This window comes from Nitrospirota bacterium (assembly GCA_030684575.1).
GTDB lineage: Bacteria > Nitrospirota > Nitrospiria > Nitrospirales > Nitrospiraceae > Palsa-1315.
On the sequence record JAUXVD010000004.1, the window covers coordinates 36,850 to 50,974 of the forward strand.

Below are 14,125 nucleotides of genomic sequence, written 5' to 3' on the forward strand. Positions count from 1 at the left end.
AGAATAAATTCAGCCTACTCTCGCCTCTGCGTGACTGTCAAGAAATGGAGCACTGCCTTAGCAATCGCGGCTATAGTTGAGTTCCCCCTGGCCCTCCAGCATAATATCAAGGCTGTGCTTTGCCCCGTGATCTAGCAGGCTTCGAAGAAACTATTTTGATTACGCCAACAGGACTTCGATACCCTGTATGCTTGGAGCAAGAACAGAACACCAACACGGATGTTCAAAAAGACCGTCCAGCAAGGCCGCAGGCGAATCGAAACCGGAGGCGGACCCTCAGGGGTACGTGAGAATTTCGATGAGCCGAGAACGATGCCGGCGGACGTTTTCAGCATCCTGCTAAAGGAGCCATTGCACCATGTCAGAGAACATCGACACCCTCCTCAAGGAAAGCCGTATGTATCAGCCGACCGCTCAGACCAAAGCCGCGGCTCACATTCAAGACTACGAGAGCGCCTATACGAAATCGATTGCCGACCCGGAAGGCTTCTGGGCCAACGTCGCCAAGGAGCTGGAGTGGTTCTCCCCCTGGACCAAAGTCCTGGAATGGAACTACCCCTGGGCCAAGTGGTTCGTCGGCGCCACCTGCAACATTGCCTATAACTGTCTCGATCGACACGTCAAAACCTGGCGCAAGAACAAGGTCGCTATTATCTGGGTGGGTGAGCAGGACCAGGAACGGGTCATCACCTATGCGGAACTCTATCGACAGGTGAATCGTTGCGCGAATGCGCTCAAGAAACTGGGGATCACGAAAGGTGACCGGGTCACGATCTACCTTCCAAAAGTTCCCGAACAGATTGTCGCCATGCTCGCCTGTGCCCGCATCGGTGCCATTCATAGTGTCGTCTATTCCGGGTTCAGCGCGCCGGCCCTCGCGAACCGCATTCAGGATGCCGAAGCCAAACTGGTCATTACTGCCGATGTCGGGTACGACCGAGGAAAAGTCCTGCAACTCAAGACGGTGGTTGACCAAGCCGTCGCGACCTCTCCCACCGTGGAACATGTCGTCGTCCTACAGCGGCAAACCCCTGGTATGACGTTGTCCTCGCCGAAAGAAATCGACTGGCACGACTGGCTGAAGAACGAGAAGGCGGTCTGCGAAGCCGAACAGCTGGATGCCGAACATCCTCTCTATATCCTGTATACCTCCGGGACCACCGGCAAACCCAAGGGCGTGGTCCATGTCCATGGCGGCTACATGGTCGGGACCTACATCACGACGAAATACGTCTTCGACCTGAAAGAAGACGATGTTTACTTCTGCGTCGCCGATCCTGGCTGGGTCACAGGCCATAGTTATATTGTGTATGGCCCCCTCCTGAACGGCGCCACGATCCTGACCGCCGAAGGCAAGCCTGACTATCCAACACCAGGCCGTTGGTGGGATTTGATCGAACGTTACGGCGTCTCGATTTTCTATACGACCCCCACCGCCATTCGTCTGCTCATGCGCTACGGAGAAGACTGGCCCAAGAAATACGACCTCTCCAGCCTCCGCATCCTGGGCAGCGTGGGCGAGCCGATCAATCCGGAAGCCTGGGAATGGTTCCATCGTGCAACCGGTGGGGACAAACCGATCATGGATACCTGGTGGCAGACGGAGACAGGATCGATCATGATTACCCCCCTGCCGACCGTCCCCTTGAAGCCAGGATCTGCCACCAGACCATTCCTCGGTATCGAAGCCGATGTCGTAGACAGCGCAGGCAACAGCCTCCCTGCCAATACCGGCGGCTTCGCCGTGATCAAGAAGCCCTGGCCTGCGATGATGCGGACCATCTACAAAGATCCGGAACGCTACAAGACCTACTGGAATACCATCCCGAACTGCTACAGCGCCGGGGACATCTGCCACAAAGATGAAGACGGCTACATGTGGTTCATGGGCCGCGCCGACGACGTGATTAAAGTGGCCGGCAACCGGCTCGGCACCGCCGAAGTAGAAAGCGCGCTCGTCAGCCATCATGCAGTGGCTGAAGCGGCAGTCATCGGCAAGCCACACAAACTCGTCGGCGAATCCATCAAGGCTTTCATCATTTTAATGCAGGGGGAAGTGGAAAGCCCGGCTCTGATCCAGTCGATCAAGGATCAAGTGCTGCAGGAGTTGGGTAAGATCGCGGTGCCGTCTGAGATCGACATCGTCCCCTCGCTCCCCAAAACCCGGTCCGGGAAAATCATGCGACGGGTGCTCAAAGCCAAGGAACTCGGACAAGACCTTGGCGATATCTCGACGATCGAAGATTGATTCAACCGGCTTCAGCCGAAATAGTCTGAGCGCCTTCGCGAGGCGAGCACAGCGGAAGACCGCACAAGCCGACTTTTCATGAAAGAAAACTGAGTGCTCGTGGACGCGTGATTAGATGAATGGAACACGTCGAACATGAAACGTAAGCCGGGCGAACCGATCTATCTCAAGCGACATATGTTAGGCCTTGCCCTGGCCCTGCTTGCCTCTTTTCTATTACCGCTCCTCTATCACCGCTATATCCAGCAACTGAGTTTCTCCACCCGGTTTATCGCCGGCCTGTTCATTGCCGCCGCTGGAGCCATCCTGCTGCATTTCACCTACCGGGCTTCGGCCCAAAACGAACCCTAGCGCCAGAGATCACTCCCCACAAGTTGCTCAAAAAGGTCGTCCCGCAAGGCCGCAGGTGAGTCGAAACTGGAAGCGTACCCTCCGGGGTACGTTGAGGATTTCGAGGAGCCGAGAACGAAGCTGGCGGACTGTTTCAGCATCCTGCTATTTCTTCTGCTCCGGCTTTTGATGTGTCCATGCCAGAGGAGGGGTCGCATCGGAAAGGTAGGCCTGCCCGAATCCCAGAACCAGATGCGCGTCCTGGAACCGCAGTTCCCAGAGTGAGAAGTCCGCAAAACCAAACATCATGGCCGACTGGGGGAAGCGCGCCAGATACCGCTCTTTCACGTCCGCATAATTCGGTGCACCAGCATTCAACAATACCGCCTCGCCCTGAAGATTCATCCGTCGGAGCGCCGAGGGATTCTTCTCTGGACGATCCGGCTCCGAGACAAATAGCCCGACGCGGCTATCCTGCAACAAATGTCCGGTATGCAACGCCAAACCACTCACATGAATATAGGCGCGCGTCCACTGTTCGCCAAAAACATAGGGTACATGTGACCCGAACGGCCGCCCGTTTCTCAGCGTCAGCAAAACCCCCGTACGGACCTCCTCAGCTAGGTTGGCCCACGCAGCCTGCACCTCTCCGTCCGACAGTGCCTCAGTCATTGCCATAGCAATACCCTCCTCGTTACATCACGATACACATGGTTCGAGACTACCACCTCTTCCCGAGAGCAACCAGGCTGAGTTGCCTTCCCTCCACAAACCTTCTCTGTTGAAGTCGAGAACAACTAACAACGATGAACACCATCGACCGGCCTCGCTAGCCGACAATTCACCAAAAGAGCATAAAATCTGTGATTTTTTCCTCTTGACATCTGAGCAATATTTCAGAAGCTGTGCATAAGTCAGGTCTGCCGTGCGACACCCCACATTCAGACTGGCGCTTCAAGCACGAAATCAGTCGGTCCTGAAAATAATCCCACGGCTGGTAGTAAAACGGCTGAAATACCCGTCAAGCCACAAAATGTTGTGGGTCCGTTCTGCGGGCCACAATGCCTATTTTTAAGGCAATCAGCTCGCAACTCTCTCCGTATCAGTCATTTCGTAACCAAAATGATGTTTGTCCACAGAGTTGTCCACAGAAGTTGGGGAACCGAACTTTAGAGCTATCTGCACTCTGTCCGGTAGAGCTAAAGTGGAAGTTACATCTCGCCAGGAAAAATATTGCAAGCATTCACAGATCGGCCAACTACCCGCCTCAAATAACTAGATAATTCACCACCTAACGCAACAGAAGACCATCGAAACGAGGGTGAGGAAACTCCGCCTCGTTTCATCTCGTACATCGTAGGGCTCACAGCCCCTAATCCAGGATGATTTCTCCAGGGGAAAACGGTATTCTTTCCAGCCGGCGAATACCAAGAGCGTCACCGCCTCAATGAGAGTGAGTCGTGAGAAGGAAGGGAATCCATGAGTTCGACCACAGGCATGACCACAGCACGTCAATTTAGAAAACTTCTGTTATCGGAGCAGCTCGAATTCATTTGCGAGGCGCACAATGGCCTCAGCGCAAAAATCGTTCAAGAAGCCGGCTTTAAAGGTATCTGGGGCAGCGGTCTCTCCATTTCCGCGCAATTCGGCGTCCGTGACAACAACGAAGCCAGCTGGACCCAGGTGCTTGAGACTCTGGAATTTATGTCCGACGCCACTACGATTCCCATTCTTCTTGATGGCGACACGGGATACGGCAACTTCAATAATATGCAGCGCCTCGTCCGCAAACTCGAACAACGCAAAATCGCAGCGGTCTGCATCGAAGACAAACTCTTCCCCAAGACGAATAGTTTCATCAAGGGGGACGCTCAACCCATGGCGGACATGCAGGAATTCTGCGGCAAGATCAAAGCAGGTAAAGACGCGCAGACTGACCAGGACTTTTGTATTATCGCCCGAGTGGAAGCCTTCATCTGCGGCTGGGGCTTGGCGGAAGCGCTGCGTCGCGCCGAGGCCTATCATCAGGCGGGGGCGGACGGCATCCTCATTCACAGCGCCCTCTCGGTGCCGGATGAAATCCTGGCATTCAAACAGGAATGGGGCAATCGCTGCCCCGTCGTGATCGTGCCCACCAAATATTACGCCACCCCCACCGACGTATTTCGGCAGCATGGGATTTCGATGGTGATTTGGGCCAATCACATGCTTCGATCGGCCGTGGCTGCCATGCAAAAAACCGCACGCACGTTACAGGAGCAGGAACACCTGCTCTCCATCGAAGACAAAGTCGCGCCGGTCTCAGAAATCTTCCGCCTGCAAAACGCCGCAGAGCTGCAAGAGGCTGAAGACCGCTATCTGCCCAAAGGAGCCGAGGGCACCGCGGCCATCGTGCTGGCCGCCTCCCGCGGAAAGGAACTGGGAGAACTCACCGAACTGCAGCCCAAAACGATGGTCAAGATTCAGGGCATCCCCATCCTGTCCCATATCGTCGACGCCTACAATGCCGTTGGGATCAAAGACATCGTGGTGGTCCGCGGATATAAGAAAGAGACCGTCAATCTGCCCAACCTCACCTATGTCGACAACAATAATTTTGCAGACACCGGAGAATTGGATTCGCTCTTGAAGGCCCTCCAATCTCTCAAAGGGCCGACAAAGGACACCATCATTTCTTATGGCGACGTGCTATTCAACAAATATATTCCCCAGTCCCTCTGCCAGGAAACCGGTGACTGCGTAATTTTCGTCGACAGCAACTGGCAGGAGCAGAGCAGCTATGCCCGCCTCGGCGGGTTTACCGAATGCACCATCCCCAATTCGAGAAGAGCCTTTAACGCGAAGATCTTTCTCAAGCAATTGGGCGACAACCTTCCTAAAGAATCCATCCACGGGGTCTGGATGGGATTTCTCAAAGTCTCGCCAAGCGCCGCCACCCTGATCACCGAGATTATTGTCGAGCTGCTGGCCAACCCAGCTAACCGGAAGGCCACCATCCCGCAGCTGCTCCAAGAACTCTTGAAACGGCAATACCCGATCCGCGTGCTCTACACGGCAGGCCATTGGCTCGACATCAACAGCCTTGAGGATGTGGTACAGGCGGGAAACTTCTAAGTACGGTCCTTCTAGTCTATCTGGTTAGTCTGGTCTGTTTGGTTTCGCTCAACTAGACAAACCCATAAACAGTGTCTGCCTGTAACTCATTGGCTCGACACACTGCCGGATTCAAAGCCTATCATGAGAATTGATGTCATCTGATTCGTCCCAGCATAGACACCAATACTCCCGCACCTCCAATCTCGCTCTTACCGCATCCTCAACAGCGTTCTGCAGCGTACCCATAAGCGCATATTCTCATGCTCTGCAATCCAGAATGATTCAGCACTGAATCGCTTTGGGTACATAGTCAGCGACGCCCCAACTGGCTCTTCCGCTCTACCTCAACAATTCCCAGCAATTCATTCATGCGCATCTGCGGCACAGAACTCGCTCTATCTATACGTCAAGAGATACCGATGAATACTAAGATGATGCTTGAATGTGTCGAAGAGGCCACGCTGTCTGAGCAGGACATGGCATGACCTATTTTATATTCTGTACAGCACCACACCCCTTCATGGAACCGTGGCGCATGGCGCCGAACGGTCCATGAGAAACCAAGGAGGCTACCATGACATTCTCCGGCAAGTTCCTACGGGGAGCTCTCATCCTGGTGTTCGGATTGGGCTGCGGCGCAGTCGGGACGAGTCATGCAGCATCGGAAGGGACCGCTGTCAGTCTGCCAGTCGAAATGGTGGCGGGCTATGTGCATGCCGTGATTGAAGCGGACCGCGAAGTATACACCAAGCACGTCGTGGAACGGATGCAGGCCAAGGGGGTGGTCGTGGCCTCGGAGAACTGGGAGCAGAAGAATACGCTACCGCTCCCGGCTCAATTTCTGATGGAGTCTGGCCGCGTCATGGCCAGAAAAGGCGTCGGGATACAGTATCGATTGATCAGCCTCTGGCCGATCAACAAGAAGAATGCCGCCGCCAGTGAATTCGAGAAGACAGGCCTGGGGATGGTCCTCACTCATCCGGCGAAACCCCATACCGGCTTTGTAAAAGAAGGAGGCGCCCGTTACTTCCAGGCCGTCTATCCTGATCTTGCGGTGACCCAGGCTTGCATCGGCTGCCATAATGCCCATCAGGACAGCCCCAAACGGGACTTCAAGATCAACGATGTCATGGGAGCGATTGTGATCAGTATTCCCGTGAAATAGACATGGTCCGGTGGAGATGACTCTCACTCAACGACTGAACAATCTTGCGGTGCCGATCCGAATGACCGCAAGATTGTTCAACGGCTCGCCTTCTTGGGAATGCAACGGAAACTTCCCGAGAACGGTTTGGGTTCATAGTCAGACAGGACGATTGATTGAAGCCGATTGCCTTACATGAAGCGATTGAGGGCTCGGTAGTTGTTCCTCCAAACTGGCGCTCCTCCCCTTCCGTCATAAATAACCAGAGACAGCACACACTCCCGTCGTCCTGGCAATGATGCTGCGCTCCTGCACGCCTGCTCTCGCCTGGAGCGGTGCAAAGAGAATCCGGTTGAGCTGGCCTTCCCCTATCAGATCGATTCCTCTCGACCGCTCATCGAATATCTTGGAGCCGCAGTAAATTGGAGCGCCAGCAAGACTGTCCGGAGCGTGACCCGGCGTCACTCGATCCTTCCGGTCTTCGCGGCTAACGGAGATTTTCTTGAGCCGCATCCATAACGTTGTATAGTACGGCTTTGTCGCGAGGGTATCCCTGTGAATCATCAGCAGACCGCCTCCACGATTCTGGCGCTCGAAGAATGCATCGAACAGTACATCGCGGACTGCCGCGGTCGTGTGGACGGCTTTGTGACGGGGCATTTTTCTCTTCAGGAAACCATTGCGCTTCAGAAACAGTCGTTCGCGAGCGATCTGCTATGCCACCCGGTCAATGCCCTCTGGGCGATTCCGTCTCTCTTTTTAAAAAAGCTCACCGAGATACCGGTGAAATTAGGCTGGCGCTCAGGCGCCGACCTGATTGCGCTCCTACCTACGGGCATCAAAACGCGTTATCAGATAGAGATTGAACGGCTGATTGCCACGGAGTTGCTGGAATGGCATGGCCCGAGGAATGATCGAACGGCCTTGCCGAACGGATTGCGTGAGCATATCGTGCAGCACCAACAACTAGCCCCGTTGCTTGCATCAGGCGCATTGCCTGATGCAGCACTCAAGGACCTGTCCGAGATTCCTCGCCTCATTGCCGAACATGCAGCCAGCCGAGCATTGGTATTCGATGCCACTGCCACGATACTGACACTGGCAACGGGGTGGTTCTTCTTCGGCAATCACTCGCTCGGCATTTCAGGAATCGGCGATCAGATCGCCAGAAACAGGGCGAAGGATAGGGCAGCTTCCACCTTCATGTTCGGGTCCAGTCTTGGATCGGCCTTCTATTCCCTGTTTCCCCCGAAGCCCTCATTCTGGCAAGTCGTAGGAGCCACGCTCACCGTGGGGCTCTTCGTGACGGCCATGAGCCTACTCGTCGGCATGCTGAGCGATCCCTGGCTAAAACAAATGGGGTTCCAACATACGCAGCTACATATGCTAATCGATGCCGTAGAGGACCACTTGCATCGACAATTACGCAAGCAGCTCAAGCCAGCCCTCAGACAACTGGCGGTATGATGAGCTCAATGCTTAGTGTCCTGGTTGGGCAATCTCCTTTGGTGGAGAGAGCAATAACAGTCTACAGACGGGGGGCTCAGGGCTGGCTACTGTCGGAGGGCCTTTCTCACATCCTCGATCGGAATCTCGCGCCAGGCACCGGGTGGAAGCTCTTCCAATTTGAACGGGCCATATTGAATACGCCTTAGCCTGGTCACTTCATGTCCCAGCGCCATGAAGAGCCGTCTGATCTCACGATTCTTTCCCTGAACCAGCACCACTTCAAGATGGGATTCGCGTCCGGAACTCTTCTGAATCTTCACGGTATGACACTGGAGGCGTTCGCCCTCCTCAACCACTCCGGCTACGGCCTCTGTCGCTTGCGCCTCCGTGAACTCTCCTCGCACAGAAACCAGGTAGGTCCGCATCACTTTATGGCCAGGATCGGTCAGATAACTCGATAAGGTCGAATCGTTGGTGAGCAGCAGGAGCCCGCTGGTTGCCTGATCGAGTCTCCCGACGGCATGCAGATAGCCCAGGTCAGCCGGTAATACATCGAAGATGGTCTTCCGGTCCTTGTCATCACTGTGCGTCGTGATGACCCCTTTGGGTTTATGAAACATGATAAATCGTTTAGCCGAATCTTGAATCGGTTTGTCGTCAACCGCGATGGCATCTTTCGGCCACAGGACCCACGTGGCCGGATCCTGCACGACTCGACCATTGATGCGAACTCGACCTGCGCGGACCCATTCCTGGCTCATGCTCCGTGACGCAACACCAAGCTTCGAGAGCAGTCGATCCACCGTGAACCGTTTAGACGAGAGCGAAGACTTTTGTGCCATCCTAAACCCTATCCATATTGAAAAGTGATCGCTGAGAACCGACAGTTTCGGATTATAGCAGTCCGGAACACAGTAGGTCGCCTATGCCGAATGTATGGGATAACAGGACAGGCCCTGGCAGGATAGTAGCGCAAGATCGACGGAACGAGCGAGAGTGGCGAGGCACTCGAAGGTGGAACTTGCACGTTTCGCGCGTGAGACGCTGGCGGGTTTCTTCAGCCTTCGGCTAGGAACTGGCTTTGAGACCGATGATTCCCAGAATAATTAAGGCAAGTGAGGCCAACCGAGGAAGAGCCGTCGACTCGGCAAACAAGAGAATCCCCAACGTGGCTGTCCCGATGGCTCCAATTCCGGTCCATACGGCATAGCCGGTCCCGACCGGAATGGTTCGTAGCCCCAGCGCCAGAAAATAGACACTGCCCACCATGGCCAACAGCGTCCAGGCACTGGGCCAGGGGCGTGAGAATCCCTCCGTATATTTCAATCCGATCGCCCAGCCTATCTCCAACAGTCCCGCCACAGACAAATAGAACCAACCCATCACACCCCACTCTCTTCAGATCGTTCGCCTAGCAGCTCTTTCTACAGGATTGATATCCCAGCATGTTCGAACTACGAATGCAACGAGACCGGCTCTACTCCGTCCGCGTGGCCATTGCCGGTTGTAGGAGAGCTCGAAGACACCGCAGCCTCGCCGACATCGGACTTCGTTGTACGGACCGGAGCCGCGACCCGACCCTCCATCCACCGATACAGCACCGGTAGTACAATCAATGTCAGTAACGTGGAACTGACGAGTCCTCCGATGACGACAATCGCCAAAGGCCGTTGTACTTCAGAACCGATGCCACGGGCAAATGCAAGGGGCAGCAAGCCAAGGAGAGCGACCAACGCGGTCATGAGGACAGGGCGCAACCGAAGCAAACAGCCTACCACTACGGCCTCGTCCAGACTGCGGCCCTCCTCACGTAACGTGTTCATGTACGAAACCAGCACAATGCCGTTCAAAACAGCCACGCCAAAGAGGTTGATGAAACCGATGGAGGCAGGCACGCTGAGGTATTCCCCCGTCAACCATAACGCCACCACTCCTCCCACCAATGCGAAGGGGAGGTTCAGGATGATTAGTGTGGCCTGACGGAGCGAATCGAACGACGAGTACAGCAACAGAAAAATGAGCCCGATGGTCAAGGGCACGATGATCCGGAGCCTGGCCATCGCCCGTTCCATGTTTTCGAACGACCCTCCCCACGTGATCGTATAGCCGGACGGAAGCGCCACCTGTGCGCTAATTTTCTCCTGCGCTTCAGACACCAAACTACCGATATCACGCCCCAGCGTGTTGAACCCGATAGACACATAACGCTGCAGCTGCTCGCGGCTGATCCGTCCAGGCCCCTCCTCCACCCGAACCGTCCCCAGATCGCCAAGGGGAACCAGCCGGCCGGATGCGTCAGTCAGGAGAATATTGCCGATGGTCTCGGCACTGTTCCGGTACTGTTCCGGAAAGCGTACGAAGAGGTCGAACCGTTGCTGGCCCTCATACACGCGGGTGGCAGCGCTCCCCCCGATCGCCGTCGTAATGATCTCCCGCACATCGGCAACGTTGATGCCATGCCGGGCAATCTTGCCACGGTCGATGTCGATCGTCAGGTAGGGCTGTCCGAAGAGTTGCTCAACCTTGATATCCTGCACCCCGCGCACGGTGCCAAGCACAGCGGCGATGTCGTTCGCTTTGAGCCGCAACAGCTCCAGATCGTCACCGAACAACTTGACCGTCGCTTCCGTCCGCACCCCAGAAATCAACTCATCGACTCGTTGTTGAATTGGCTGACTGATCAGAAAGGTGGCGCCCGGGACCTGCGTCAACCGTTCACGGAACTTCTGCATCAGTTCCGGCATCGTGCGGGCAGTCGTCCATTGATCAAGCGGGCGAAGCCGCACAACCGGGTCGCTTTCGTTGGCCTCTTGCGGATCGTTCCCTAATTCAGTTCTGCCGATCTTGGACAGCACCATTTCGACTTCCGGGAATTCCAGCATCGCGCGTTGCATATCTTTCTCGATCTCGATCGAGGCCTGCAGCGACACGCTGGGCAGCCGAATGGTTTGGGGAGCAACCGTTCCCTCGTTCAAGGTTGGAATAAACTCACTCCCCAGAAACGGCAAGAGTGCCAGGCTGGACAGGAGTAATCCGACTGCCACGATCAGCACAACCTTCCCATTCCCGAGCGCCCAGCGGAGCGAGGGCGCGTAGAGGCGCTTGGCCCAGCGGACGATCCAGGGGTCTTCTTCGCTCGCCCGTTTCAACATGAGAGAGCAGAGGACCGGCGACAGCGTCAGCGATAGGACGAGGGACACCAGGAGCGCGATCATGATGGTGTAGGCCAGCGGCTTGAACATTTTACCCTCCATTCCATGGAGGGACAGCACCGGCAGGAACACGATGATGATAATCAAGATACCGAATACGACCGGCTGCGCGACCTCTTTTGCCGCCGACAGGATCACCTCACTGTGCTTCCTGACGTTGCCATGCTGCAGCGAGAGATGTCGATAGACGTTCTCGACCACCACCACGGATCCGTCTACGATCATGCCGATCGCAATGGTCAATCCGCCCAGTGACATGAGGTTGGCCGTCAGGCCGACCTGGCCCATCACGATGAACGTGGCTAGAGGGGCCAGGACCAGGGTGCCGACGACGATCAGCGCGCTCCGGACGTTGCCTAAAAAAAGGAAGAGGACGATGACGACCAACACCACCCCCTCCGCGAGCGCCTTGTAGACGGTGCTCAACGCCGCATTGATCAGCTCGATCCGATCGTAGAACGGCACGATCTTCAGTCCGTCAGGGAGTAACTGCTTCGCATGAATGTCCTCGATGCGAGCCTTGATGCTTTCAACGACGTCGCGGGCATTGCCTCCCCGCAACATCAGGACGATACCGCTCACGACCTCCCGCTCTCCATTCAACACGGTGGCGCCATGCCGAACGGCATGGTCGACCCGTACCTGGGCCACATCGCCCACAAAGACCGGCGTCCCTGCGACAGCTTTCACGACGATGCGTTCGATATCCTGAATGGTGCGGATGAGCCCGACTCCCCGCACGATGTATTTCTCGGCATGTTTTTCCAGAATATCGCCGCCGGCATTGGCATTGTTGTTGGCGATGGCTTCAAAAACGTCGTGGAGGGTGAGGTTGTATTTTCGCAACATCGCCGGCTCGATCAGGACCTGGTACTGTTTGCTGTACCCGCCCATCGAATTGACGTCGATAACCTCAGGCGTGCGCTTCAACAGCGGTCGAATGACCCAATCCTGAACCGTACGCTGATCGATCAATGCCCGCTCAGTGGCGGCAGGGTCTTGCGAGGGACGAGAAGGTGCCTCCAAATAATATTGAAAAACCTCCCCGAGCCCCGTACTGTTCGGCACCAACATCGGTTCCGCCCCTGGGGGGAGCAGTTCCTTTACCTCGATCAGCCGTTCGAGCACCAGTTGGCGCGCGAGGTTGATATCCATCGAGTCGTCGAAGACGATCGTCACGAGGGAGAGGCCGACCTTGGTCAGGGATCGCAGTTCCGTCAGGGAGGGCACCCCAGTCAGCTGTAGTTCGATCGGATAGGTCACCAGCCGTTCGACTTCAGTGGGCGACAGTCCTGGTGCCTTGGTGACCACCTGCACCAGGACGCTGGTGACGTCGGGAAACGCATCGATGGGAATGGTTCGAAAGGCATAGAGCCCCCCTACCGCGATCATGATCGAAAAGATCACGATGAGCATGCGCTGGCGGAGGGACAGTTCAAGGAGTCGCGCGACCATCAAACTTGCTTCTTCAATAATTCAGATTTTAAGAGGAAGGCGCCGTGCGTCACGACCGGATCTCCTTCGCTCAGGCCGCTGAGAATAGTCGTGGCAATCCCGTTGGATTCGCCGACCTGAACATCGCGGGCTTCATAGGTATCCGCATCCCGCTGCACAAACACAAAGGTCCGGCCCTGATCCTGCTGCAATGCGGCATCCGGCACCACCAGCTGATCAGGCTGAGGCTCGGACGAGAGACGGATTGTTGCAAACATTTCCGGTTTGAGCCGCCCATCAGGGTTCGGCAGCTCAAGCCGAACTTGCATCGTACGAGTGGCAGGGTCCAGCACATCGCCCACATAGGTAATGGTACCCGTCATTACCTCTTTCGGGTACGCATTGACCCTGATCTCCGCATGCCTGGCTCCTGAGGCATGGATGGCGTGAACGAACGCAATATCCCGCTCGGGAATGTTGGCCAGCACCCAGACCTCTGACAGGTCGGCGATGACAAAAAGTTTCTCGGTCGTCTCGACCACTTCGCCCCTCGTCAGGCTGCGGCCAATGATGCGCCCGGAGAAGGGGGCGACGATCGGAACATGGGATTGAATATTCCGGCTGCGGCCAAGACGGAGAAATTGGTCGTCGTCCATCCCCAGCAGTTTCAAGCGGTCCCGGGACTCATCCGCTTCCGCTTGCATACTGAGCAACTCCGCCTGTCGACGCTGCGCTTCGGCTTCGCCGATCACTTGTTCTTTCAGGAGAAATTTGGCCCGTGCATACCCCTGCTCTGCGAGGTGGAGTTTAGCCCGCGCCTTGAGATAGGCAGATTGGGCAAGTCCCAAGTCGCTGCTATAGAGGATCGCCAGCAGGGCGTTCGCTTCGACCTGCTGGCCTAGATCCGCATACACGTCGACGACACGGCCCCGGACGAGCGTCGTAATGTCGGCCATGGCACGCTGATTCGGCTGAACGAGGGCAGGAAACTCCCGGTGGGTTCGGAACTCGCTCCGAACTACCGGCGCGACCACTACCCCGACCCGCAAGGATTCTTTCGCCGATAGACGGACGAGTCCATCGCCGGGAGCGACCTGCGGAAGAGCAACCGCAGACGTGGGCGGCGCACCATCACAACCGAATACCGCCGCGGCCACGCCGAGGAGCAGACCGAGAGCCGAGCCCCTGAAATATCGTGCCAACCTCCTCATG

Annotated in this window: 11 protein-coding genes; 5 read left to right on the forward strand and 6 right to left on the reverse strand. The window is 56.1% G+C overall.

What is annotated here, in order from left to right:
* Nucleotides 1-358 precede the first annotated feature (358 nt).
* Both acs and Q8N00_02315 read left to right on the forward strand, forming a co-directional pair.
* The gene (acs, locus tag Q8N00_02310; protein MDP2381616.1) at nucleotides 359-2,248 is read left to right on the forward strand and encodes an acetate--CoA ligase; all 1,890 of its coding nucleotides are present in this window, start codon (nucleotides 359-361) and stop codon (nucleotides 2,246-2,248) included.
* A 135-nt stretch (nucleotides 2,249-2,383) separates the two neighbouring features.
* Nucleotides 2,384-2,599: a hypothetical protein gene (locus Q8N00_02315; GenBank protein MDP2381617.1), complete on the forward strand. Its 216-nt coding sequence runs from the start codon at nucleotides 2,384-2,386 to the stop codon at nucleotides 2,597-2,599.
* 144 nt (nucleotides 2,600-2,743) lie between these two features.
* Here Q8N00_02315 and Q8N00_02320 read toward each other — a convergent pair whose 3' ends face one another.
* Nucleotides 2,744-3,256 carry a pyridoxamine 5'-phosphate oxidase family protein gene (locus Q8N00_02320; GenBank protein ID MDP2381618.1) on the reverse strand — a complete coding sequence of 171 codons (513 nt, stop codon included), beginning with the start codon at nucleotides 3,254-3,256 and terminating at the stop codon, nucleotides 2,744-2,746.
* An 801-nt stretch (nucleotides 3,257-4,057) separates the two neighbouring features.
* Here Q8N00_02320 and aepX point away from each other — a divergent pair.
* Both aepX and Q8N00_02330 read left to right on the forward strand, forming a co-directional pair.
* The gene (gene aepX, locus Q8N00_02325) at nucleotides 4,058-5,692 is read left to right on the forward strand and encodes a phosphoenolpyruvate mutase (protein ID MDP2381619.1); all 1,635 of its coding nucleotides are present in this window, start codon (nucleotides 4,058-4,060) and stop codon (nucleotides 5,690-5,692) included.
* Nucleotides 5,693-6,248: 556 nt separating this feature from the next.
* Nucleotides 6,249-6,839, forward strand: coding sequence for a DUF3365 domain-containing protein (locus Q8N00_02330; protein MDP2381620.1), 591 nt, complete (start codon nucleotides 6,249-6,251; stop codon nucleotides 6,837-6,839).
* Nucleotides 6,840-7,070: 231 nt separating this feature from the next.
* Here the strand turns inward: Q8N00_02330 and Q8N00_02335 are convergent, their stop codons facing one another.
* Nucleotides 7,071-7,382 (reverse strand): hypothetical protein, encoded by a 312-nt coding sequence (locus Q8N00_02335; protein MDP2381621.1) that lies wholly within the window; start codon nucleotides 7,380-7,382, stop codon nucleotides 7,071-7,073.
* Here Q8N00_02335 and Q8N00_02340 point away from each other — a divergent pair.
* Nucleotides 7,374-8,285 (forward strand): hypothetical protein, encoded by a 912-nt coding sequence (locus Q8N00_02340; GenBank protein MDP2381622.1) that lies wholly within the window; start codon nucleotides 7,374-7,376, stop codon nucleotides 8,283-8,285. The two genes, Q8N00_02335 and Q8N00_02340, sit on opposite strands and share 9 nt — an antisense overlap.
* A gap of 86 nt (nucleotides 8,286-8,371) precedes the next feature.
* On the opposite strand, the gene Q8N00_02345 is transcribed toward Q8N00_02340, so the two are convergent.
* The 4 genes from Q8N00_02345 to Q8N00_02360 all read right to left on the reverse strand — a co-directional run bounded on the left by Q8N00_02345 (nucleotide 8,372) and on the right by Q8N00_02360 (nucleotide 14,124).
* Nucleotides 8,372-9,109, reverse strand: a complete 738-nt coding sequence (locus Q8N00_02345; protein ID MDP2381623.1) for a pseudouridine synthase — start codon at nucleotides 9,107-9,109, stop codon at nucleotides 8,372-8,374.
* A gap of 226 nt (nucleotides 9,110-9,335) precedes the next feature.
* Nucleotides 9,336-9,650: a quaternary ammonium compound efflux SMR transporter SugE gene (sugE, locus tag Q8N00_02350; protein MDP2381624.1), complete on the reverse strand. Its 315-nt coding sequence runs from the start codon at nucleotides 9,648-9,650 to the stop codon at nucleotides 9,336-9,338.
* Nucleotides 9,651-9,721: 71 nt separating this feature from the next.
* Entirely contained in the window at nucleotides 9,722-12,934 is a 3,213-nt protein-coding gene (locus tag Q8N00_02355) for a CusA/CzcA family heavy metal efflux RND transporter (GenBank protein MDP2381625.1), read from the reverse strand.
* On the reverse strand, nucleotides 12,934-14,124 hold the full coding sequence (locus Q8N00_02360) for an efflux RND transporter periplasmic adaptor subunit (GenBank protein MDP2381626.1): 1,191 nt from the start codon (nucleotides 14,122-14,124) through the stop codon (nucleotides 12,934-12,936). Before Q8N00_02360 ends, Q8N00_02355 begins: the two co-directional genes overlap by 1 nt.
* Nucleotide 14,125: the final 1 nt, after the last annotated feature.

Bases quoted from the DNA above. Each gene is read 5' to 3' on its own strand.
- Q8N00_02330 (MDP2381620.1), top strand. From the start codon at position 6,249: ATGACATTCTCCGGCAAGTTCCTACGGGGAGCTCTCATCCTGGTGTTC.
- Q8N00_02335 (MDP2381621.1), bottom strand. From the start codon at position 7,382: ATGATTCACAGGGATACCCTCGCGACAAAGCCGTACTATACAACGTTA.
- aepX (MDP2381619.1), top strand. From the start codon at position 4,058: ATGAGTTCGACCACAGGCATGACCACAGCACGTCAATTTAGAAAACTT.
- Q8N00_02360 (MDP2381626.1), bottom strand. From the start codon at position 14,124: ATGAGGAGGTTGGCACGATATTTCAGGGGCTCGGCTCTCGGTCTGCTC.
- Q8N00_02315 (MDP2381617.1), top strand. From the start codon at position 2,384: ATGAAACGTAAGCCGGGCGAACCGATCTATCTCAAGCGACATATGTTA.
- sugE (MDP2381624.1), bottom strand. From the start codon at position 9,650: ATGGGTTGGTTCTATTTGTCTGTGGCGGGACTGTTGGAGATAGGCTGG.
- Q8N00_02355 (MDP2381625.1), bottom strand. From the start codon at position 12,934: ATGGTCGCGCGACTCCTTGAACTGTCCCTCCGCCAGCGCATGCTCATC.
- acs (MDP2381616.1), top strand. From the start codon at position 359: ATGTCAGAGAACATCGACACCCTCCTCAAGGAAAGCCGTATGTATCAG.
- Q8N00_02345 (MDP2381623.1), bottom strand. From the start codon at position 9,109: ATGGCACAAAAGTCTTCGCTCTCGTCTAAACGGTTCACGGTGGATCGA.
- Q8N00_02320 (MDP2381618.1), bottom strand. From the start codon at position 3,256: ATGGCAATGACTGAGGCACTGTCGGACGGAGAGGTGCAGGCTGCGTGG.